The organism is Propioniciclava sp. MC1683 (genome assembly GCF_014164675.1).
Classification (GTDB): Bacteria; Actinomycetota; Actinomycetes; order Propionibacteriales; family Propionibacteriaceae; genus Propioniciclava.
Genome location: NZ_JACJFX010000036.1, coordinates 1 through 21,219, shown reverse-complemented (window position 1 = coordinate 21,219; position 21,219 = coordinate 1). Strand labels below are relative to the sequence as shown.

At 70.0% G+C, this 21,219-nt stretch carries 14 protein-coding genes; 6 read left to right on the top strand and 8 right to left on the bottom strand.

The genetic code is table 11. The features are described 5' to 3' along the window. Window positions 1–17 precede the first annotated feature (17 nt). The gene (gene ptsP, locus H5397_RS14975) at window positions 18–1,682 is read right to left on the bottom strand and encodes a phosphoenolpyruvate--protein phosphotransferase (RefSeq protein WP_220492323.1); all 1,665 of its coding nucleotides are present in this window, start codon (window positions 1,680–1,682) and stop codon (window positions 18–20) included. Window positions 1,683–1,826: 144 nt separating this feature from the next. Here ptsP and H5397_RS14970 point away from each other — a divergent pair, with 144 nt between their 5' ends. The 4 genes from H5397_RS14970 (at window position 1,827) to H5397_RS14955 (ending at window position 6,082) form a co-directional block, all read left to right on the top strand. Continuing rightward, complete coding sequence (locus H5397_RS14970) at window positions 1,827–2,594, top strand: DeoR/GlpR family DNA-binding transcription regulator (RefSeq protein ID WP_182818409.1); 768 nt, start codon at window positions 1,827–1,829, stop codon at window positions 2,592–2,594. A 129-nt stretch (window positions 2,595–2,723) separates the two neighbouring features. After that, window positions 2,724–3,710 (top strand): 1-phosphofructokinase family hexose kinase, encoded by a 987-nt coding sequence (locus tag H5397_RS14965; protein ID WP_182818408.1) that lies wholly within the window; start codon window positions 2,724–2,726, stop codon window positions 3,708–3,710. Between the two features lie 23 nt (window positions 3,711–3,733). Then, window positions 3,734–5,788, top strand: a complete 2,055-nt coding sequence (locus H5397_RS14960; protein WP_182818406.1) for a fructose-specific PTS transporter subunit EIIC — start codon at window positions 3,734–3,736, stop codon at window positions 5,786–5,788. Between the two features lie 27 nt (window positions 5,789–5,815). Beyond that, complete coding sequence (locus H5397_RS14955) at window positions 5,816–6,082, top strand: HPr family phosphocarrier protein (protein ID WP_182818405.1); 267 nt, start codon at window positions 5,816–5,818, stop codon at window positions 6,080–6,082. An 8-nt stretch (window positions 6,083–6,090) separates the two neighbouring features. On the opposite strand, the gene H5397_RS14950 is transcribed toward H5397_RS14955, so the two are convergent. Next, a complete protein-coding gene (locus H5397_RS14950) occupies window positions 6,091–7,362 on the bottom strand; it encodes an AAA family ATPase (protein ID WP_182818403.1) in 1,272 nt (423 codons plus the stop codon). Between the two features lie 188 nt (window positions 7,363–7,550). On the opposite strand from H5397_RS14950, the gene H5397_RS14945 reads away from it, so the two are divergent. Together H5397_RS14945 and H5397_RS14940 are read left to right on the top strand one after the other, a co-directional pair. Beyond that, the gene (locus H5397_RS14945; protein ID WP_182818402.1) at window positions 7,551–8,882 is read left to right on the top strand and encodes a ThiF family adenylyltransferase; all 1,332 of its coding nucleotides are present in this window, start codon (window positions 7,551–7,553) and stop codon (window positions 8,880–8,882) included. Window positions 8,883–8,941: 59 nt separating this feature from the next. Further along, complete coding sequence (locus H5397_RS14940; protein WP_182818400.1) at window positions 8,942–9,268, top strand: hypothetical protein; 327 nt, start codon at window positions 8,942–8,944, stop codon at window positions 9,266–9,268. Between the two features lie 342 nt (window positions 9,269–9,610). Here the strand turns inward: H5397_RS14940 and H5397_RS14935 are convergent, their stop codons facing one another. The 6 genes from H5397_RS14935 to H5397_RS14910 form a co-directional block, all read right to left on the bottom strand. Beyond that, window positions 9,611–11,284 (bottom strand): sigma 54-interacting transcriptional regulator, encoded by a 1,674-nt coding sequence (locus H5397_RS14935; RefSeq protein ID WP_182818399.1) that lies wholly within the window; start codon window positions 11,282–11,284, stop codon window positions 9,611–9,613. Further along, entirely contained in the window at window positions 11,278–12,306 is a 1,029-nt protein-coding gene (locus H5397_RS14930) for a hypothetical protein (RefSeq protein ID WP_182818397.1), read from the bottom strand. Before H5397_RS14930 ends, H5397_RS14935 begins: the two co-directional genes overlap by 7 nt. Then, window positions 12,303–16,694 carry a hypothetical protein gene (locus H5397_RS14925; RefSeq protein ID WP_182818396.1) on the bottom strand — a complete coding sequence of 1,464 codons (4,392 nt, stop codon included), beginning with the start codon at window positions 16,692–16,694 and terminating at the stop codon, window positions 12,303–12,305. Before H5397_RS14925 ends, H5397_RS14930 begins: the two co-directional genes overlap by 4 nt. 1,171 nt (window positions 16,695–17,865) lie before the next feature. Continuing rightward, window positions 17,866–19,101 carry a hypothetical protein gene (locus tag H5397_RS14920; RefSeq protein WP_182818394.1) on the bottom strand — a complete coding sequence of 412 codons (1,236 nt, stop codon included), beginning with the start codon at window positions 19,099–19,101 and terminating at the stop codon, window positions 17,866–17,868. Window positions 19,102–19,182: 81 nt separating this feature from the next. Beyond that, window positions 19,183–20,364, bottom strand: coding sequence for an OmpA family protein (locus H5397_RS14915; RefSeq protein ID WP_182818393.1), 1,182 nt, complete (start codon window positions 20,362–20,364; stop codon window positions 19,183–19,185). A gap of 25 nt (window positions 20,365–20,389) precedes the next feature. Then, window positions 20,390–20,986, bottom strand: coding sequence for a hypothetical protein (locus tag H5397_RS14910; RefSeq protein ID WP_182818391.1), 597 nt, complete (start codon window positions 20,984–20,986; stop codon window positions 20,390–20,392). Window positions 20,987–21,219: the final 233 nt, after the last annotated feature.

Sequence of the window (21,219 nt, the reverse complement as noted above, 5' to 3'; positions counted from 1 at the left end):
GGGCGAGGCTATCCGCGTCAGCCCAGAAGCTTCGCCGCCAGCTCCTTGGCGTCGCGGCTGTTGCGGGACGCCGCGACCTGGATCGCAGCCTCCTGGCACTGCTGCAGGGTGACCTTGCCCAGCTGGACGCCCACGGCCGGGATGGCGTTCGTCGCCATCGACAGCGACGTGATGCCGAGGCCGATCAGGACGCACGCCAGCAACGGGTCGGCTGCCGCCTCGCCGCAGACGCCGACGGGCTTGTCGGCCCGCTGTCCGGCGGCCGCCGAGAGCTGGATCAGCCGCAGCACGGCCGGCTGCCACGGGTCGGTCAGCATCGCGAGGTGCGAGCTCATGCGGTCGGCGGCCATCGTGTACTGGGTCAGGTCGTTGGTGCCGATCGAGAAGAAGTCGACCTCCTGGATGAACTGGTCGGCCAGCATCGCGACGGAGGGCACCTCGACCATGATCCCGGGCTTGAGGTCGCGCGCGCGGCACAGCTGGGCGAACTCGTAGGCCTCGTCGACGGTCGCGACCATCGGCGCCATCACCCACGCCTCGGAGACCCCGTTGTCCTCGGCCGCGATCTGGATCGCGTCGAGCTGGCGCTCGACCAGGCCGGGGTTCGTCCACCCCAGGCGAATGCCCCTGACGCCCAACGCCGGGTTCTCCTCGTCCTCGTGGTTGGCGAACGGCACCGGCTTGTCGGAGCCGGCATCGAGGGTGCGCACGACGACCTTCTTGCCGCTGAATGCGCCGAACACCTCACCGTAGATGCGCGCCTGCTCCTCGACGCTCGGTTCGGTCTGCGCGGTGAGGAAGCACAACTCGGTGCGGAACAGGCCCACGCCCTCGGCCTCGCTCTCGGACGCCTTGGCCGCGGCCTTGCCGTCCTGCACGTTGGCCAGCAGCTGGATGTGGGTGCCGTCGGCGGTCTGCGCCGGCCCGCGCCAGGACCGGATCTCCTCGCGCAGGCGGGCGTCCTCGGCGACCAGGGCGTCGGCCTCGGCCCGGTCGGGGTTCAGGGTGATGATGCCCGACGTGCCGTCGACGAGCACCAACGTGCCCTCGGGCACCGTGTCGAGCGAGGACGCCGCGACGATGCAGGGGATGCCCAGCTGGCGGGCGATGATCGCGGTGTGGCTCGTCGGGCCACCCAGGCGCGTCACGAGGGCGCGGATCATCGTCGGGTCGAGGCCGGCGGTGTCGGCGGGCGCGAGGTCCTCCGCGCACAGGATGACCGGCGAGGTCGGCTTCGGGACGCCCGGCTCGGGCAGGCCCATCAGCTCGGCCACCACGCGGTTGCGGATGTCCTTCAGGTCGGTGGTGCGCTCGGCCATCAGCCCGCCCAGCTTCTCGAACTGCGCGACGAACTGGCCGATGGCCTGGGTGGTGGCACCCTCGGCCGACGTGCCCGCGTTGATCAACTTGGTGGCCGCCCGGCTCCAGCCCCGGTCGCGCGCGAGGGCGGCGGTGGCGCCCAGCACCTCGGAGGCCACGCCGGTCGCGGTGGACGCCCGGTCGGCGAAACGGTTCGCGACGGTCTCGACGGCCGCCTTGAAGCGCTCGACCTCGTCGGCGCGGTCATCCTCGGCGACGACCGCCGTGGAGGTGGGTGGCACGGGGGCGGGGCGCGTCCAGGCGACGGGGGCGTAGGCGTACCCGGCGACCACACCGGTGCCTCGGACGGTCTGCTGCTGCATGGGTTCCTCCACGGTGAGGCCTGAGGTTGTCCGGCCCATCCTCGCGCACAATGCTTGCCAAGTCAACGTAAAATCGGTATACAGCAAGCAGGAGTCATGCCCGTTCGAGTGGGATCGCCCGCCCGATTGCACGAAGGAGTGCTGATGTACGCGGAGGAACGCCAGCACGAGATCGTGACGCGGGCCCGTGAGATGGGGCGAGTGGCGGTGGCCGAGCTCGCGGCTCGCTACGACGTCACCGCCGAGACCATCCGTCGCGACCTCGACGCCCTGGCCGCCAAGGGGCTGTTGAGCCGTGTGTACGGGGGAGCGGTGCCGGCGGAGAAGCTGCGCCTCACCGAGGCGCCCATGCCCGCCAGGCAGGTGGCGGCGACCACCGAGAAGCAGGCGATCGCCCAGCGCGCCGTCGAGTTGCTGCCCCAGCGCGACGGCCTCACCGTGCTGCTCGACGGCGGCACGACGACGGGGCGTCTGGCCACGCTCCTGCCCCCCTCCGTCTCGCTGGTGGTGACCAACTCCGTGCCCACGGCCCTGCAACTGTCGGAGCGGGAGGGGCCCGAGGTCTGGTTGTTGGGGGGCCAGGTGCGTGGGATCACCCAGGCGGTCGTGGGTGCCTCGGCCATCGACACCCTGACGCGCCTGCGCGTCGACGTGGCGTTCCTCGGGACGAACGGGTTCTCGGTGGAGCACGGCTTCTCCACCCCCGACGCGCACGAGGCCGCGGTCAAGCGCGCCATGGTGGCGTGCGCCCGGGAGGTGGTCGTGCTCAGCGACGCCTCCAAGCACGACAGCGACCACCTGATCTCGTTCGCCGGCCTCGACGACGTGGACGCCCTCGTGACCGACCGGGCCCTCGCCCCGGCCGCCGTCGCCGCGCTCCGAACGGCCGGCCTGCGGGTCGAGCTCGCCTGATTTCGGCGGCCCGACACGGAACCAACGCCACCGAAGCCACATAAAGGCACACAATCTGTGCCCGCGCCACTTGCAAGACCCACGTAAACACAGGTATAAATACAACAACGCAACCCCACAGGAGGGGACATGGACAGCACGACGCAGGGCCGGGTCGTCACCTTCACCGCCAACCCCAGCACCGATCGCACGGTGCTCCTCGACGGGCCCCTGGCCCGTGGCGAGGTGCAGCGCGCGGCGTCAGCGACCGAACAGGCGGCAGGCAAGGGCATCAATGTCGCCCGGGTCCTCGCCGCAGCCGGCATCGAGACCGTGGCGGTGCTTCCGTTCACCGACGACGCCTACCAGACGATGCTGTTCGCCGACCTCCCCTCCGCCATGGCCGTGGCCGCCGCCGACGGTGCCCACCGGTCCCGCACCAACACCACCATCACCGAGCCGTCGGGCACGACCACCAAGGTCAACGAGCCCGGCCCGACCCTGACGCCCGACGACCTCGAGGCCGCCGCGTCCACCCTCCTCGGCGAGGCCGAGGGTGCCGCCTGGGTGGCCCTGTCGGGGTCCCTTCCCCCCGGGGCCCCCGACGACTGGTACGCCCACCTCACCCGTCGGCTCACCCGACTCGGCTGCAAGGTCGCGATCGACACCTCCGACGCGGCGCTGGATGCCGTGCTCGCAGCCCTGCCCGACGCGGCGTTCGACCTGATCAAGCCCAACTCCGACGAACTCGCCCAGCTCACGGGCGGGGACGCGGCCGCCTTCGAGGCGGCCGCCGCACGCGGGGACGTGGCCGACATCGTCGCCGCGGCGCACGCCCTCCGGGCCCGTGGCATCGCCAACGTGCTCGTGACCCTCGGCGGTTCGGGTGCCGTGCTCGCCACGGCCGAGGGGGCCTGGTACACCCGGGCGCCCGCCGTCGTCGTCCGGTCCACCGTGGGCGCCGGCGACTCCTCGGTCGCCGGATTCATCCTCGCCGCCGTCGGCGGGGGATCCCCCGCCGAGTGCCTCGCCGCCGCGGTCGCCCACGGGTCGGCCGCAGCGTCCCTCCCCGGCACCACCCTTCCCATCCCTCGCGACCTGCCCGCCGAAGGCTGCCAGGTCGTCGAGATCCCCTGACCCATCTCATCGGGAGACCCACCATGCAACTCATCACCAACGAGCTGGTCGCCCTCGACGCCGACCTGGGCTCGACCAAGGACGAGGTCATCGCCTCGCTCGCCCGCATCGTCGAGGCCGCCGGTCGCGCCGACGCCGCCGGCCTGACCGCCGACGCCCTCGACCGCGAGGGCAAGGCCGCCACCGGCCTGCCCGGCGGCTTCGCCATCCCGCACTGCCGCTCGGCGGCGGTGTCCCAGGCCTCTCTGGCCTTCGCCCGGCTCTCGAACCCGGTCGACTTCGGCGCCAAGGACGGACCGGCCGACCTCGTGTTCCTGATCGCAGCGGCCGCCGACGGCGACGCCGACCACCTCAAGCTGCTCACGAAGCTCGCCCGCGCCCTGGTCAAGAAGGACTTCCTGGCCTCCCTGCGTTCGGCCGGCAGCCGCGAGGAGGTCGTGGCCCTCGTGGACGCCGTGGTGAACCCGCCGGCGAAGCCCGCAGCGGACGCCTCGGCACCCGCTGCCACCGCGACCGTCGCCACCGCAGCAGCCGCACCCGCGGCGTCCGAGTCGGCGACCCGGCCCGTGCTGGTGGCCGTGACCGCGTGCCCGACCGGCATCGCGCACACCTACATGGCCGCCGATTCGCTCGTCGCCGCCGGCGAGGAGCTGGGCTACGACGTGCAGGTCGAGACGCAGGGCTCGGGCGGCGTCACGCCGCTGCCCGCCGACACGATCCGCAACGCCGTGGCCGCGATCTTCGCCACGGACGTCGGCGTGAAGGAACCGGAGCGCTTCGCCGGCCTGCCGGTCATCGAGTCCGGCGTGAAGCGGGCGATCAACGAGCCGAAGAAGATGGTCGAGGAGGCCGTCGCCGCCTCCACCAACCCCAACGCCCACCGCGTCTCGGGCACGGCGTCCACGGCGTCGCCGGACGCCGCGGGCGGCAGCCAGCTCGGCTGGGGCAAGCGGATCCAGCAGGCGCTGATGACCGGCGTGTCCTACATGCTGCCCTTCGTGGCCGCCGGCGGACTCCTGATCGCCCTGGGTTTCCTGTTCGCCGGGTACGACGTCGCACTGGCCCCCGACTGCGCCAACCTGCCCGCGTGGGCGGGCGGCGCTGACGCCGCCACCTGCGCGGCGGCGGGCAGTTACGGCCAGCTCGCCTACGCCATGGGCCCCGGGGTGGGGCTCCTGACGTGGCTGGGATCGATCATGTTCCTCATCGGTGGGGCCGCGTTCGGCTTCCTCGTGCCGGCGCTATCGGGCTACATCGCCTACTCGCTGGCGGGCCGACCGGGCATCGCCCCCGGTTTCGTCGGTGGCGCCATCTCCGTGGCACTGGGTGCCGGCTTCCTCGGTGGCCTGGTCACCGGCATCGTGGCGGGCCTGCTCGCCCTGTGGCTGACCACCTTCTCCGTGCCGCGTTGGCTCGCCGGCCTCATGCCCGTCGCGATCATCCCGCTCGTGGTCACCTTCCTCACCGGCGCGCTGATGTACATGCTGCTCGGCAAGCCCCTCGCCGCGCTCACGACGGCGCTCTACGACGGCCTCGGCGGCATGACCGGCGGCTCCGTGGTGCTGCTCGGCGTCGTGCTCGGCCTGATGATGTGCTTCGACCTGGGTGGCCCCGTCAACAAGGCGGCCTACCTGTTCGCCACCGCCGGGCTGTCGGCCCAGACCGAGGCATCCTTCATGGTGATGGCCGCGGTCATGGCCGCCGGCATGGTGCCCCCGCTCGCCATGGCGCTCGCCACCACCCTGCGCAAGAAGCTGTTCAGCAAGGGCGAGGTCGAGAACGGCCGCACCGCGTGGCTGCTGGGCGCCGCCTTCTTCTCCGAGGGCGCCATCCCGTTCGCGGCGGCCGACCCGCTGCGGGTCATCCCCAGCATGATGCTCGGTGGCGCGGTCACCGGTGCGCTGTCGATGGCCCTGGGCGTCGGCAGCCGCGCCCCGCACGGCGGCATCTTCGTCGCGTTCGCCATCCAGAACCTGCTCGGCTTCATCATCGCTATCGTTGCGGGCATGATCGTCGGTGCGGTGGCTGTGATCGCAGCGAAGCAGTTCTTCGGTAACAAGGCCGCCGTCAACGCCTGACGGCTCACACCACAAAGGAGAAAACACATGGCAAGCAAGACCGTCATCGTCGGGTCGGCCGTCGGCCTGCACGCCCGTCCCGCCGCGATCATCGCCGAGGCCGCCGAGGCCTACGACGACGAGATCCTCCTCACGCTCGTCGGTGGCGACGACGACGAGGGTGTCGACGCGGCGTCCAGCCTGATGATCATGACCCTGGGTGCCGAGAGGGGCGCGGAGGTCGTCGTGACCTCCGACAACGCCGAAGCCGTCGAGGCCATCGCGGCGCTCATCGAGAAGGACCTCGACGCCTGAGGCAAGCCTCACGAAGCCACGAGTGGGGCGTCCGGGTCGTCGGTCACGTGCACGCCCCCTCGGTGGCCGGCGTCGAGCAGCCCCTCGAGCGACACGTGGAGCCTGCGCTCGACTAGCACCCGAATGCCCCGCACGCCGCTGCGCTCGTCGTGTGCGTTGAGGCAGGAGGCGACGAACCTCGGGGAGATGCTGGCCGCTGACAGGCCGTACTCCTCCAGCACGCGCGTGACGGCCAGGCAGGCAGCCTGCACCTCGGCTGCACCGTCCAGCGCGCCGAACTGGACAATGTCGCTGAGGCGTCCGACCAACTCCGGGCGAAGACCGTGTCGCCGCAGGTGCTGGCGAAGGTCCTCCTCCGCCGCGTTGGCCGGCAGGTCGTCGATCGCGAGGTTCGAGGTGAACAGCACGATGCTCCCGGAGGCGTCGAGTGTGCGTGACTGACCGCGCTGTGGGTTCGGTATCGACACCCGCCCCCGGTCGAGCAGCCCCAGCAGCACGCGGTTCATCAGAGATGGGTGGGCCTTCTCGATCTCGTCGAACATGATGACTGCCGGCCCGCTCGCGAGCGCGTTCGCTAGGGGTGAGCCCTCGTCGTGACCCACGAAGCCCGGGGCCGCACCCAGGATGCGATTCAGTTGGTCCTCCCCGGTGATCTCGCCGCCGTCGATGATGAGGGGCGACCAGCCACGCTGTGGCTCCGTCTCCGCGAGGGCTGCGGCTAGTTGCAGCACGGTCTCGGACTTCCCCACCCCTGTCGGCCCGATGAGCAGCGCCGAGTAGGGAGCCGTTGGCCTGTGCTTGCGCAGGTGGCGGGCTGTTCCTCCGGCGAGGCGCGTGAGCGCCTGCTCCTGGCCGACGATGCGCCGGGTGAGGGATCGCACCAGGCGCTCCGCGGTGGGAGCCGGGGCCGGGGAGCGCAGGGCGGCAACCTCGGCAGGATCGATCGAGGGGGCCTCCTCTGCGGGCACCGCGCGCCACTGCTCCTCAACCTCGCGGGCCAAGGCTGCCAGTGCCTCCGGCCCCGTCAGGACGATCGTCCCTGAGCTGAACAGCTGGCCCACCAGTCCGGCCAGCCGAGGGTTCTCCGCCGGCGCGACGTGGATCGCCACCCCTCCCGTGGAGCGGTGGGAGACGATGACCGGCCCGTTGGGCGGAGCGCTGCCCTCGGGATACGAGAGGCCCATGCCCCCCGGGCGCTTGAAGCGGCGCTGTCGGCCGCGGGGCGGGACCAGTGCGCGGAGCCCGTCGGGTCGGGAGAGTTGGCTGAACAGTTCGATCACGGCGATTCCTTTCGATGAATGGTGCCAAGTCCTCCTATGCAAATGGCGACCGCGGATGCCCTTTGCACAGTTCCGGTGGCGGCCCCGACCGGGGCCCGTGGAAGGAAAACATGCTCGCCAAAAGATCCCTGAAGTCTTCACCCGTGCGACCGCGAAGCGCCGAGGACGCCCGAATCAGCCCCGCCGCCATGGCCACGCTGCACGCCACAATCGGTCTCCAGCGTGCCGAGTCTGGCGCGGTCCTGTTCGCGGACGACTCCGGCGTCATCACCATGGCGGCTTTCGACGCCGGGTCGAGGCGGACGGGTTCGACCTACACCCCCGACCTTGCCTTCGTGAAGGCCATCGACCGGTGGGCCTCACGTCGGCAGGGACTGCAGTTCGTCGGGTTCGCTCACTCCCACCCCGCGGGCAACACACGTCCGTCCGGACCAGACCGCGAGTACGCGAACCGACTGATGGCCTTTAAGAAGATCGACCAGTTGTGGCTGCCGATCTTGCAGACCGTGCCCGACACGAAATCCTTCTCGGTGCACTGGTGGCTGGCCCGCCGCGTCGAGGGAGCCGAAGGCACCTTGGCGGACGTGGTCCGGACCGGTGGCACCGTCGTGACGGAGGACGACACAGCCTGGCTGGACCGGGTGGCCGGGACGTTGGACGTCGCTCGGCTCCGGGATGCCCGCGTCGTGGCGGCCGGAGTGGGTGGAGCACGATCGGCGCTGGAGGACCTGGCTCGCGCCGGAGTCGGCCAGTTCGTCCTCGTTGATCCCGACAGCTATCAGGCGACCAACCTCGCCACCCAGCACGTCCGCAGGTCGGAGCTGGGCCTGGGCAAGGCGATCGCCGCGGCTGAGGCCATCCGGGACATCAATCCCGACGCGCTCGTGGTAGCCATCCCGGGGCGGATCGAGGACGTCCTCGCCGAACCGGTGACCCGCGCGACCCTCTTGGGCGGCGAACTCGCTGGGCGGCGTCCGGCACGCACCTTGTTGGGGGCCTGGACCGACAACCACGCGGCCAACGCCTTCATGGGGCACGTCGGGCTCAAGACGGGCCTGCCGGCGGTCTTTGCGGACCTGTTCCATGGCGCAGCCGCCGGGGCCGTGGCCTTCGTCGCTCCTGGCATCACGCTGGCCTGTCACCGGTGTTGGGTGGGCCCCCGCTACGCGCACTACGAGCGAGGTGGGGCGAACTCGGTGACCAGTGAAGGGGCCGAGATCTGGGCGACCTCCCGGATCAACGCGCTCAAGACCCGACTCAGCCTCCTGCTGTTGCAGGCGGCGGATGACCAGTTGCTCGCGCTGGCGAGCACTCCGACCGCAGTCGTCAAGCTGCGCGCCGACGTCGAGGAGACGATCGGGTTCGGGGCGTTTCGACGCTTCGAGGAGCGCATCCCTGAGGAATTGCGCCCCTCGTTGGCCCTGGACACGACGCTCTGGCTGCCCGTCACACCGAAGGCGGACTGCCCGGAATGCGGCGGAACCGGCGACCTGTTGGCTCTCAAAAGGGAGAAATGGTGATGGTATACATCTCTGATCGGGTGCCCTCGACCCACCGGCACGTCGCGAAGGAGTTCAGCGTGACCGCGTTCGACCCGGCGCGCGAACAACTCCCCGCGAACCGGTGGGTCAAGTACAAGGCGGGTGACGGACACCTCTTCGAGTTCGTCCCAGTTCGTCTCCCCTCGGGGGTCTACCGCGCCTACATCCGCCGTCAGCCCGGCTACGGGACGCGACCCACCGCCGCGGGGCAGACGCACCGCCTGACCGACCAGCACGGCCAGTACATCTGCTGGACCCCCGAGACAACGGACGTGGGGGGCTTGATCAAGGTGATGCGCATGTGGGCCGAGAGCACCGTCGGGTACATCAGGACCGGCACCTTTGGGCCACTCGGGAGGTCATGATGGGACGCTTCTCGGTGGTGGCCCTGGGCCTGGCCCGGGGGAAACAGAGGCGTCCGCGAGGCCAAGGGTTGGTCTACAGGCACGAGCGCGTGCTCTGCGAGGTGTGCGGGAAGCGGCGCTTCCGGGACCGTTCGCAGGCCCGGGACGCGCTCGATGTCGCGCGGTGGGAACGCGCTGCTGGGCGAAGGTGGCGTCGGGAGCAGCGCTTCTACCGATGCCGCTTCTGTGATGGTTGGCACCTCACCAGCCAGTCGCTGAGCCGTGGACCATGGGACCCCGGTGCGGTAAGCGCCCCCTGATGTCCCCCGGTGGGGCCGCCCTTGTGGGTGGCCCCACCCACGCTTAACCAGCCGAGAGAGTGTTTTCGTCCGCCGGATCGACCACCAGCCGGTACCCATCGGTAACCACGATCTCGGAGCGATCTGGTAGCCGGTACACGGGTTGGCCCAGGAGTTGGGACGCCCGCACGAGGTCGCCGCGATGCCGGACCCGGATGGGTTTGAGACCCTTGCCCACAGCGTCGTCTGCCACGTTGACGACACGCTCGTCACCGGGGATGCTCTTGGGCGCGAACGCGAGGTCGCGCATCTGGACGCGCCGGGACTTGCGCTTCTGCGCAGAGGTGACGGCACCCTGGACTACCTCCTGGAGCTCGCGGAAGTTCCCGTGTGCCCAGTCGTGGACGAGCAGTGCGTCCACGACATCAGCATCGATGACCCGCACCGCGAGGCCGTCGATCTCGCGGGGGTTGACCGTCGGCAACTGGGCGACGAAGTCGATCTGAAACAGCTTCTCGCTGTCGGTACGCTCGTTGATGCCCGGCACCCTGAGCTGGATGTTGAAGCGGCGGAGCAGGTCGTGCTGGAAACCACGATCCGCAGACTCCAGGTCGACATTGGTCGCAGCGATGACGCGCGTATGGAGGGGGTACGCGAACAGGCCGGGTGGTTCGATGATCAGGTCGTCGAGCAACGGCTTGAAACGGGACTGGGCGGAGGGATCCATGTCCCCGAGTTCGTCGAGGAAGAGCACGCCGTAGTCGGCCCTGCCGAAGTGCCCCACGCGGCACGCCACGTCGGTGAACTGCCCGGGCCCGGCACCGACCATGAAGTGGTCGAAGTTCTCCGCGGTCATACCGCCGCAGTTGACCTTCACGAACGGCATCTTCCGGTGGTCGTCACCAGCCCATTCCGTGAGCGCAGCGAAGCCCTTCCACATGAGGCTCGCGGCGAGTGTCTTCCCACTCCCACTCTCTCCACGGATGAGGGCCATCGTGGCCTGGACGTGGGTCTGGCGAGCCTTGGCGAGTGCCTCAGCGGTCGCGCCGAGGATGCGGCGTGCATCCAGGTCGGAGGGGAGAGAGTACAAGTCCGAGAGCCGCGGTCGGGTGTTCCCCCGCTTGAGCTTCCAATCGTTGGCCTTCGACTTGTCCAGGCGGGAGGGTTCCCGCTCGAACGGGTCCCACGGTGGGGCCGGCCAAGGTTCGCCCTCGGAGGTTCCCGCCATGCGCTGCACGGCGTAGTTGATGTCGTTCACGAGCTCCTGCAGGCTGGAGGAGACCATCGAGAGCTTGCGGCGGCCCTCGTACGCGTCGTGGCCGCTCTGACCGGTTTCGCTCGTGTAGTAGTCGCCCAGGGTGAGGTCGCCGGTCCCGATCACCCCCAGGGGGTGGCCCTCTGCGAGGGCGACCTGGGCCGCCACCTGCGCGCCCGTGGGGTCAGGCCCCTCGACCCAATGGGTGATCTGGTGCACCAGGAGTCGTCTCACGATGGTGTCATCGGTGAACCGCTCGGTCTGGAAGAGGGTGGTCACGTCATCTTCGCGGAGGGCGCTGAGCCACGCCTGCATGGCCTCCTCGTCCGTGCCGCCCCCGGCCGATTCGTGGACGACGGCCAGGTCCGCCGCCGTGTCGGGTTCATCGGTGAGCGTGGCGAAGCGAACCCGGTATCCCGCATCGGTGAGGACCTGCGTGACCACAGGAGGGACCGAGCCCACCACCATGGCGGTCTTCACCATGCGGACTCCTTGTCGAGTTGTCGGCGCAGGAGGGGCATCAGCTCTTGATCGAAGGCGCCAGCCACGGCCATGACTGCCAGTCGTTCGGTGACCCGTTCGCCAAGGCGTGCAGCGATCAGGCCCCAGTTCCGCTGGGGCTGACACGCACGTTCCGCCAGGACGCGGGCCGGGTTGTTCAGGATGTCGATGAGGCCTTGCTGTTGCCTCAACAGCGTGTCCTCCCGACACCCGTGCTGCGTTGCGATCTGCAAGCGGATGGCCTTGATCTCGACGTTCGTGGCCTTCGTCCGGGTCTGCTCGCGCCGCTCGGGGTGGTCTAGGTCGCCCAAGGCCCCGGCGAGGTCCAGGATCGGCTCGATGAGGGGCAGCTCGGCGCCCTTCTGCGACAGCTTCGTGAGAGTCCCAAGCGTTGTCATGCCCCACGGGAAGTGGAGAACGGTTCCCGCGAGCCGGGTCAGGTTGTCCGACACGGACGGCAGGCGCTGGTCCATCCTCTTGTACAGCTCGTCGGCTGTGGTGCGACGGAAGGCCAGGAGCGCGTCCCACAGGGTCGAAGCGCGGACCGCATCCGCATGGTCGCGCGCGATCACCTCGGCGAGCGCGGCCAGGCGCTCCTCGTGCAGGGCCAGGGTCACGGCCGGAACGGACGAACCAACCCCGGGCCCGCGCACGGCCCACAGCACCGGAGCCTGCGCTTCGTCCCCCGCTTCGGGGTCGACCACCCACCACCGGATCTTCGCCAGAGCCGGGGACGGGCGGAGGGGGATGTCGCGAGCGGGGTCGTCGAGGTCGAGGTCATCGGCGAATCCGAGTTCGGGGAGTTCCGCATCGGCCCAGCCGTCGTCCTGATGGGGGTCCAGTTCCTCCTCCCAAGGGCTCTCCTCGTCGTGGGACTCGTTGAGCAGGCCCTGCAGCGCGGCGCGGCCGGCACGGAAGGCCCTCGAGGTGGTGTCCTTCTGGTTGATGGTGAGGATGCTGACACCGGTACCGACCCTTCTGCGGCGTCGTGGCCCGATCGTCATGCCTGCCGCCTTCCCGCCAGCAAAGTGATGCGATGGTGTTGCAGCAGTTCGTCGGGGACGGCCCCCGCCGGTGCTGCCCCGTGGATCGTGGACACGGCGAGTGGATCTCGCCCGTGCAGCTTCGCCGTGCGGGCGAGCCCACCGGAGCCTGCGCCCCGGCGCCAGACCTCGAACAGTTGCTTCAGCAGGATGTCGATCCAGACGCGGGCGACGGCACCATTGAACCCGGCCTCGATGGCTGCGGACACGGGGTGGAGGTGTGCTCCGACGCCGCCGTCATGGGGCTGGGGGAGGCGCGAGGCGGCGTCCAACCAGCCCGAGAGGGTGGGTTCACCGTCGACCCCCGCCGTCTGGAGGAGTTTCGCGAACAGAGGCGCGGGGCCCTGCCCGAACAGCGAACGCAACGTGGTGAGGTCCACGGCCCCGCTGGCGCCGGCATGGAATGTCTTCATCGCCAGCTGGGTGGAGCGCTCCCCGACGAGCATCGCGGCCAGCAGGCCGATGCGCAGCCCGGGCTGCGGCACCACCCCGTGCGGCAGCCGTCCGACACACGCGGCACAGGGCATCGAGTCGGCGCAGGTCAGGGGGGAACGAGGCTCGGCCGGAGTCTCACAGTCGTTCTGCCCGACCTCCACCTCGTACGCGATCTCGGCCAGGAGTTTGGTGAAGCCCCCGGCGTGCGGGGTCAACAGCTTCTTCTCCGCCAGGCGTGCGGCCCCGGCCCGGGCACCGAGGAACCACTCGGTGTCATCCAACCCGTCGATGAAGCACCCGGCGATGTCCGTGTCGGGCAGCAGCGCGTTGAAGCCACGGTGCACGCCACGGCCCACGAGCAACTGGCGGAGTGCGGCAGTCTTGCCCGCTGCCCCTGCACGGTGCAACGTTCCGAGTGCAGTGCCCCCGAGCGCCGTTGAGAGCGCATCGTCCAGTTCGCTCCCCTCGAGCGGTGCGAGGTGTCCGAGCGACGGTAGGTCCACGAATCCGAGGCTCCATCCCGTGGCTGCCTCCCAGCGCTCCCGTTGGAGCGCAGCCAAGCGGCCGACAGCCTCGTCAGCATCCAAGCCGTCGAGTCCCTCCAGGAAGGTCGCGGTCGTCCCATCCGTGCGCTGGTCGGTGAGGATCTGCTGGCCGAGGGCGAGGTCCAGGTCGGTCTTGGCCAGGAACCCCCCGGATGCTGGGTTGCGCAGGCTGGCGGATGACCCGAACAGGTGCTGGGCCTCGGCCCGGGCGACCGCCGACTGTGGTCGGTGCACGGCCACGGTGTCTCCATCGAAGTCACCGGCCAAGGCCTCGCACAGGTTGGGGTGGAGGTGGATCGAGTGTCCCGAAACCGGCTCGGCTGTCAGGGCGGCGATGTTCGCCGGTCGGAGGGTCGGTTGGCGCACGATGAACACGGTGCCTGACGTGGGGTCCTCCGGGTCGCTGTTTGAACACAGGGCCGCATGGAGTCGCCAGGGGAGACCGACGGTCCCGGGATGTCGATCCGGGTCCGGCACGATGACCCCACGGCCGGAATAAAAGGTGGACGTCCCCAGGAGCGCTTCCCGAAGCAAGCCGGACTTCCCCGTGAGGCGGGCGAGCACGGACCGCGGTTCCAACTGGGCCCTGACCCGCGGGGACATCAACGCGGCGGATGTCCGGTCGACGCCGATGATCGTGTGCACCAGACGGAGGGCGTGCTGGTCGTCGACGCCCCTGCTCGAGAGACCGAGGGCGTCCGCGAGCCGCAGATAAAGCACGTCCAGCCGGTCGCGTCCCTGGGGCCTCAACCCGGGCGGCAGGATCGGCAGGCGGTCGGTCCAACGATCCAGGAGCGGGAGGAGGCGAGTCGCCTCAACGGCCCACTGGCGATCTGCCGGGGTCGGCTCCCGGAGGAGTTGCTCGACATCCTCCCACGCTGGCGCGTGCGCACCGCCGAGAAGTCGTGGAAGCCACCGCGACGCAGTGGCCAGCCACAAGTCCGCCAGGGCAGGGGTTCCTTCAGCGCCCTCGAACATGGCCCGTGCGTGGACTGAGGCGACACACCCGCTCATGCGCACGAGGGCGTCCAGCGCGTCCCCCCGCACCCAGGTGGACGTGGCTGCCCCCGGTGGATGGACGGCGACTGGGCCTTGGTCAATGCGGCCCCCCGCCGCGAAGGCCACGGGGAGTTGGAAGCAGCGGGTGACCCGCATGTCGTCCTCGGGTGGGCAGAACCGGGCGCCGTGGAGGGGGTGGGCCTCAGGGTCCGCCGCGTCCGGGACAAAGTCTTCGGGGGCCATCGGACGGAGGAACCGCCACCGGCTCGGGATCACGTGGAACGCCTCGGCGGAGGCCAGTGCCTGCGGCTCGGGCCAGCCGGGATCGGGTTCGTCCGGACCGAGTTCGTCGCCCGGGGCCACCAGGAGTCCGGTCGCCGCGAGGTGGTTCACCACGCTGGTCAGTACGGGGCGCACCGGCCCGGTGGCCCCGCCGCGCTCGTGGAGGGCGTCGGCGAGCAGGTGTTTGGCCCCCATGGCCTGGAGGGCCCACAACTCCATCTCGCCGAGGCGCTGGCCCGAGCCCACCCGTTCGCCGTCCCGATAGGTGGTGCCGCGGGTCGGTTGGCCGGTCACCGGTGACACGGCTCCCCCCGCTCGCACGGACAGCTTTTGCTCGGCGAAGTGGTGAAGCTTGAGGAAGTGTTGGGGGCCGACCAGCACCGGGCTCCCGTCGAACAAGACGCCGTCCTCGGCGTCGTGCAGCGGGAGACGTCCGCCGGACGCCCCATGTGCGGCCAGCCCAGAGGCCAGTTCCGCACGGTCCGCCACCGTGCGCCCGGCGATGACGTGGTCGGTGCCGTCCAGGAGTGACAGGAGGCCAGCCGCCATCTCGTAGACCTGCCCGATGTTCAGGCGTCGGACGATGCCTGCTGGGCTGATGATCGCGTCCACCACGGTCCCGTCCGGCAGGCGTGGCATATCTTGGTCGGGGACAATCTGCGCGACGACGCCCTTGCCGCCGTGTCGATTGGTGAGCTTGTCACCCACCTCGACGGCGACGGTCCGTTCGATGGACGCCGTGATCCGCTGCCTCACCGGGTCGATGTCGAGTGAGGTGAGCGTCCCACTTGCGGGTGCGCGGAAGCGGCGCAGCCGTGACCCCGAGGCGTCCCTGATGGTGGCGATCACTTCGCCGGTGTAGACGTCCGGGAGCCTCCCGGACGCGGTCCGCTCCGGGGTCATTGTCGGATCCGCCCATTCCCCCGGCCACAGGTCCTCGGACGCCGCGGTCCGCTCCCGGTGCCGCAACCGTCTTGCCGCGGAAGCGCTCACTACGATCGCGTCCTCGTAGTTGCGGCCGTGCCATGGCGTGACGGCAACCATCAGGTCGACGCCCGGAGCCCAGTGGGGTTGGCCGTCCTCGTCGAGCCGCACGTCCGGCGCGTGTGCCAGGACCTCGCCGCGGGCCACCTGCTCGCTGGGAGCGACGCAGGTGAGCCAGTCGGCGCCGGTGGCTCCACCCGGTGCGGCTGGTCCGACGGGATGGCGGTCCCCGGAAGGGTTCCTGCCGGTGCGGATGGTGATCGCGCCGGATTCGACGCGGGCCACGACCCCTCGCGCCGACGCCCGGGTGACCCCGTGGCGTTCGGCGAGGAGCGACTCGACGCCGGTCCGGACCCGGGGGATGTCGGGGGAGATGAGGGGGACGCACTGCTTGAGGTTCTTCGCTGCTAGGATCGCCCGAGCCTGTTCGTCGTGGTTCAGGTAGGGGATGAGGGCAGCGCTCCAGCTCAGGTCACGCCATGAATCGAGGCCGACGTCATCCGTGGTGTCGGCGAGCGCGAGGTGGCGGATGAGCGAGATATGCTCCGACTCCGGGGTGTGGACCGGGCACAGGACCCCGCGCCACCCCGGGTGCAGGTCGCGGAAGTCGAGGCTCCCGCGGACGGGGGGACGCAGTCCGTGGGGTCCGAACACGGTCACCTGACGTCCGGTCTCCGCGAGGGCCAGCGTGTTCTGTGATTGGTCGGGCAGCGTGATGGCGTGGCGTCCTGACAAGAGGACATTGACCCGGTGGGCGATGCGCCGGGACAGCCACGGGCCGAGCCACCCATCCTTGTCGGAGCGGCGTCCGGAGGTCACCATCCACTGGGCGCGCCTGAGTTGTCGTTGGAGGGTCGTGGCGACAGCCTCGCCGAGCAGGTCACCGTAGGCGCGCAGACCCGATGTTCCCGGAGCAAACTTGGTGGCGTCGGCGAAAGCTTCCATCCCGTGGGTCTCTCGCCTTTGCCGATCAGTGTCGATGGCCGCCCGGACGATCGCCGTCAACGCGTCCACATCGGGGGTGTCCCCCGGGGCGAAGGCATCCGGCAAGGTCTCGCGCAGGGCAGCGACAGTCTCGGCCGAGAACAAGCCGGCTGGGGTCACGACCCAATGCGCTTCGGGCTGCGCCCGACGCAGCGTGTGGAAGGTGCGCTCCCAGACGCGTCTCACCACGGCTCGACCGCTGCGGGTGTCGTTGAAGAAGAGTCCCCCACCGGCGTCTGGGGTGACCGACACAGTGGCACGCAGGGCGCTCGTCGCCTCGTCGGGATCCAGTGACGCCTGCGGTGAGCGCCAACGTACCCGCACGCCGGGTGTGTCCCGCAGTTGGGTGAGGGGGACGCGCGGCCCCCCGAACCAGAGTCCCTCATGACGTCCGGCGCCGACATCCGGAGGAGCATCGGTGCGGGCACGGGCGTCCAGCAGCCAGGGTAGGTGGATCTCCAGACGCCCCAGGCCAGTGCTCCGGTGGGAGAGTTCACACGAAAGGCTGGTGACCCATGCCACGTCCAGGTCGACCAGGTGCCACCCGCGAACGGAGGCCCAGGAGGAGGTCGCAATCCCTGCATCCGCCAGGACCGCCGAGACCATCGAGGGAAGCGTCCCTGTCGTCTCCGGGCCGACCAGGCGCATCAACGAGTGTTCGTGCCGTTCCACGCGGTTCCCCCCTCAGTCGGGATCAGCTTAGGGTGCCGCGATGGCGGGCGGGCTGGGTCGGCGCCGATCGGGTCGGAACGGCTGGTTAAGGCACGCGTCGGCCGAGTGGCCGACGCGTGGTGAGGTCAGTTGTGGAAGGTGCCCTCGGGCCAGTCATCGGCTTCCAGGTCGGTCCCGCGCAGGGGCTGGTTGAGCATGTCTCACCTCCTCTGTGGTGGGTTGTGTCTGGGCGGATCGGTCAACAGTAGGACGGGTCGATGCCCTTGCCGTGGCAGCGCATGCAGCGACCGCTGTCGCAGACGCAGCGCGTAGTGAACTTGTTCCCGCGGCAGCTCGGGCAGATGCCGTTGCCGCCGCAGACCACGCAACGTGGTGCACTCATGGGATTCTCACCTCCTCGGGTGTGTCATGGCTGTTCTGCCAACGGCTTCCGTGGTGTCGTTCACCGGTGGTGCCGGCCGTGCAGCGGGCACAGGTGGCCGAGGCCGCAGCTGCAGTGGCGCCCTCGCCAGTCACCGGCGCAGTCCGGGCAGACGACCAAGGGTGTCGCACAGGAGGCGCACGTGGGGAACGGGTCGGTGTCGCGGCGTCGGAACCAGGTCCAGAACCTCATCGTGCGTCACCGTCCCTCGACACTGCCGGGCCCGAAGGTGCCTGGCTCGGGGGAGTCGTCGGTCTTGGGGTCGCCCGCCTCGGGCACCCAGGGCTGCATGACGGCGTCGGTGACTGCGGTGTCTCCCACCAGTCGCACGTACTCGCGGCGGTAGACGTCCTTGACCTCCTCGCCCTGTGCCGGCAGGACGCGGTCGATGTGGTGGTCGTACAGGTCGTCGGTGGCGTCGCGCTGCAACTCCTGCATGGCGACCAGTGCCTTGCTGCGTGTGATCCGGCCGCGCAGCTTCTCGATCACCTTGTCCAGCCGCGCGATGATCCCGTTGTACTGCACCACCTTGGTGCGGTGCGGGTTCCCCGACGCGTGGAGCCACATCAGGGCCGCGCCGACCAGGAGGAAGGTGGCCACCAACATCTGGGTCGACAGGCCGAAGCCGATCTGGCCTGCGTCACGGACTGCGCTCGTGGCGTCACCACGGGACATTCCCAGGATCATGACCAGCCAGAGCCAGATCGCTCCGAGTCCACCGACCAGCAGGATGCGCCGGATCGACTGCGCCCGCGTGGGCTCCTCCTGGGGGTCGGCCTTGCCCTTGAGCGTCTCCCCGATCGTGATAGGAATGAGGAAGAGCGCGGTGGCCAGCAACAGCCCCATCGCCGTGACGGCGACGACGTCCGAGGTGTTCAGGAGGAGCCGGGCGGTGAAGAAGCCCGGCACGGCCTCCAGCAGGCTGAGGAAGGCGGTGAGCGCGGCGGAGCCCGCCAGGAAGCGCCAGGCGCTCGTCTCATCCGGGACGGTTCCGGTCAGTACCCTCCCCCAGGGGTCGGGCTTGGCCCCGGTGAGAATGTCCACCGAGCGCTGGCGCGCCCCGATCGCCTCCCCCCGCCGTGCCATGGCCGACCCAAGCTGCCGTTCCAACTCTTCGATGCTGACGCCGTCGACGCCCTCGGCCCGGGCGCGTTCGATGTGCTGCTCGTTGGTCAGCAGTGCGTCCCGCTTCGCGATGCGCGCGCGTTCCTGCAACTGGCCGGTCTCGCGGTCGATGGTCACCTGGCCGAGGAGGAGCCCGCCGCGGGCGGCGATGCTGTAGGAGTCATCGACGTGGTTGGCGGCGTCGCGCTCGGCCTCCTGCTGGGCCAGTGCCTTGCGCGCCGCGAGGGACGGCTCGCCGGGGATCGTGGGGCCCTGGGCTCCGTGCACGTCGAAGCCGGTGATCGGTGAGGTGGATTCAGTCGTGATCATGGTGGTTCCTTCTGTGTGAGGTGTGTTGGTCGGGTGGGCGGCGGTTGCCGCCCACCCGACTCGTGCCAATGGCGTCCGTGGTCAGCGGGGAGTGACCTGGATGATCACCAGGCGGTTGGCCTGGGCCTTGATGGGGTCGAGCTCACCGCTCGGAGAACGGTCGGGCACGTAGTACTCCGAGTTCATGCCGACCCCCACCGCTTCGATGGTCGATTCGGGGACGCCCATGGCGGCCGCCAACTCGGCCCGGACAGCCTGCGCCCTGCCCTCGGAGAGGCGCGCCCGGTAGGGCTCGTCGCCGCCGGACGCCGTGGTTCCGGTCACCGAGACCGTGCCTGCGCACGAGGCGAGCTCCGCTGCAACGGAGGCGATCGTGGCGCGGGCGCCGCTGGGGTCGAGGAACTCCGTGGAGTCCGGGACGAAGCCGACGCGGTTCTGGCTGAGCACTGTGGTGCATCGAGAGGTTACGTGGATCGCCTCCTGCTCGCGGAGGGGAACTGCGGTCACCGACGGGAGGTCGGCCGCAGTGAAGGCGCGCAACTGGACGCCGCGTGTCTCGGTGACGACGGCCCCCCGGGACGCGAGGACGTGGCTCCAGATGCGAACCAGTTGGGCACGGAGGACGGAGTCGAGCTCCTGCTGCTCGCCTGCTGCAGTACCGGCTGCCAAGAGAACCACCTCGATGCCGGTCAGGTCGGCCTCGGCCGCATCCAGGGTGGGGGCGAGAGCGTCGGTGATCTCGGCTGGGTCGGCGTACAGGTAGCCCTCCTGGAAGGGCAGGAGCCCCGCCGTCTGCAACAGGTTGTCGTTGACGAGGAGGACCTTGCGCCCCTCGTCGCCGACGATCGAGCGGGCGGCGACGAGGATCGCCTCTAGGGTGTTCGCCTCAGGGCGGGTCGCCGGGCTTGCGAGGGCAGCGTCGAGCCCGTTGACGTAGTCGATCAGGGCGTCACGCTCGTCCCGGGGGTGGTCCGGGTTGGGTGCCCACCTCTGGTCCCAGATCGGTGGCCAGCCGGAGCCGTCCGAGACCACGACGACCGAGTGCACCGGCCTGTCGGAGGGATCGGCGAGGTAGCACTTCAGGCTCCGGCTGTCGGCCTGGAGCGTTCCGGCGCGATTGCCCTGGACGAGGGCGACCGATGCGATGGTCGAGGAATCCAAGGCGCAGGTTCCCGTGGTGGGCGAGTGCGCTGTGCAAGCCGCGGAGGTCAGTGCGAGCAGCCCGACGAGAGTGACAGTGAGGGTGCGAAGCAGGTTCTTCATGGCGGTGTCCCTTCCTGGGGTCGGTTCAGAGGTCGCGGAGGATCGCGTCGTAGAGCTGGGCGGCGGTGATGCGTCGGCTGCGGAAGCGGGCGTAGAACATGCAACGCTCGTGAAGGTCGGCCCGCCAGCGGGCGCGGGCCCCCTCCGCCTCGTGGCCCAGGTGCTCCAGCTCTTCGCGGACGACGACGAGATCCTGCTCCGCGGCGGTGCGGGCCATCTGCTGGGCATGCCGTTGGGCCGTTGCCGTTGCGGCCACGCGGTTGTCGGCCGCCCAACCCAAGCGGCCACGACGGTCCAGTCCGTCGAGTTCGCTGACGGGGCGGGTTGCCGCGACGTTCGGGATGGGGGTCTCGAGGACGCGGAGCGCCTGGGCCTCGCGGATGGAGAGCGCCTTGTGGCGCTCGGTCTCCCACTGGGCGACGCGGGTGAGACCCGCCTGCGTCTGGGCCCCGAGGCGTAGGGTGAAGTGGGTGGCCTCGCCCTCGGCGGTCTTGCGGTAGTGCGTGCGGTCGAACAGGCCAGCCAGGCACAGCGACCAGCGGTTCCGGCGACTCAGGTGGCCCGGGGGAAGGGGGATGCCCTTCGCGTCGTGTGTGAGGTCCGGCAAAGGTGATTCGGACATGATTGCTCCTCCAGGTGGTGCGACCGGGGAGTCCGGTCGTCACCTGGGTTGTGCAAAGGGCGTCCGTGGTCCAGGGACTCCCTGCCCTGGTGTTGCAGGAGGTGGGCTAGGGCGTGTCTCGTAACCGTTGGAGCCATCTGATGATCGCGTTCAGGACCGCGGCCCCGCGGTAGACGATGCCGAGTTTGTCGTAGCGGGTGGCGAACCCGCGCCATTGCTTGCCGTGGTTGAAC

Coding starts and splice junctions, on each gene's coding strand:
- ptsP (WP_220492323.1), bottom strand. CDS start 1,682: ATGCAGCAGCAGACCGTCCGAGGCACCGGTGTGGTCGCCGGGTACGCC.
- H5397_RS14970 (WP_182818409.1), top strand. CDS start 1,827: ATGTACGCGGAGGAACGCCAGCACGAGATCGTGACGCGGGCCCGTGAG.
- H5397_RS14965 (WP_182818408.1), top strand. CDS start 2,724: ATGGACAGCACGACGCAGGGCCGGGTCGTCACCTTCACCGCCAACCCC.
- H5397_RS14960 (WP_182818406.1), top strand. CDS start 3,734: ATGCAACTCATCACCAACGAGCTGGTCGCCCTCGACGCCGACCTGGGC.
- H5397_RS14955 (WP_182818405.1), top strand. CDS start 5,816: ATGGCAAGCAAGACCGTCATCGTCGGGTCGGCCGTCGGCCTGCACGCC.
- H5397_RS14945 (WP_182818402.1), top strand. CDS start 7,551: ATGGCCACGCTGCACGCCACAATCGGTCTCCAGCGTGCCGAGTCTGGC.
- H5397_RS14935 (WP_182818399.1), bottom strand. CDS start 11,284: ATGGTGAAGACCGCCATGGTGGTGGGCTCGGTCCCTCCTGTGGTCACG.
- H5397_RS14930 (WP_182818397.1), bottom strand. CDS start 12,306: ATGACGATCGGGCCACGACGCCGCAGAAGGGTCGGTACCGGTGTCAGC.
- H5397_RS14920 (WP_182818394.1), bottom strand. CDS start 19,101: ATGATCACGACTGAATCCACCTCACCGATCACCGGCTTCGACGTGCAC.
- H5397_RS14915 (WP_182818393.1), bottom strand. CDS start 20,364: ATGAAGAACCTGCTTCGCACCCTCACTGTCACTCTCGTCGGGCTGCTC.
- H5397_RS14910 (WP_182818391.1), bottom strand. CDS start 20,986: ATGTCCGAATCACCTTTGCCGGACCTCACACACGACGCGAAGGGCATC.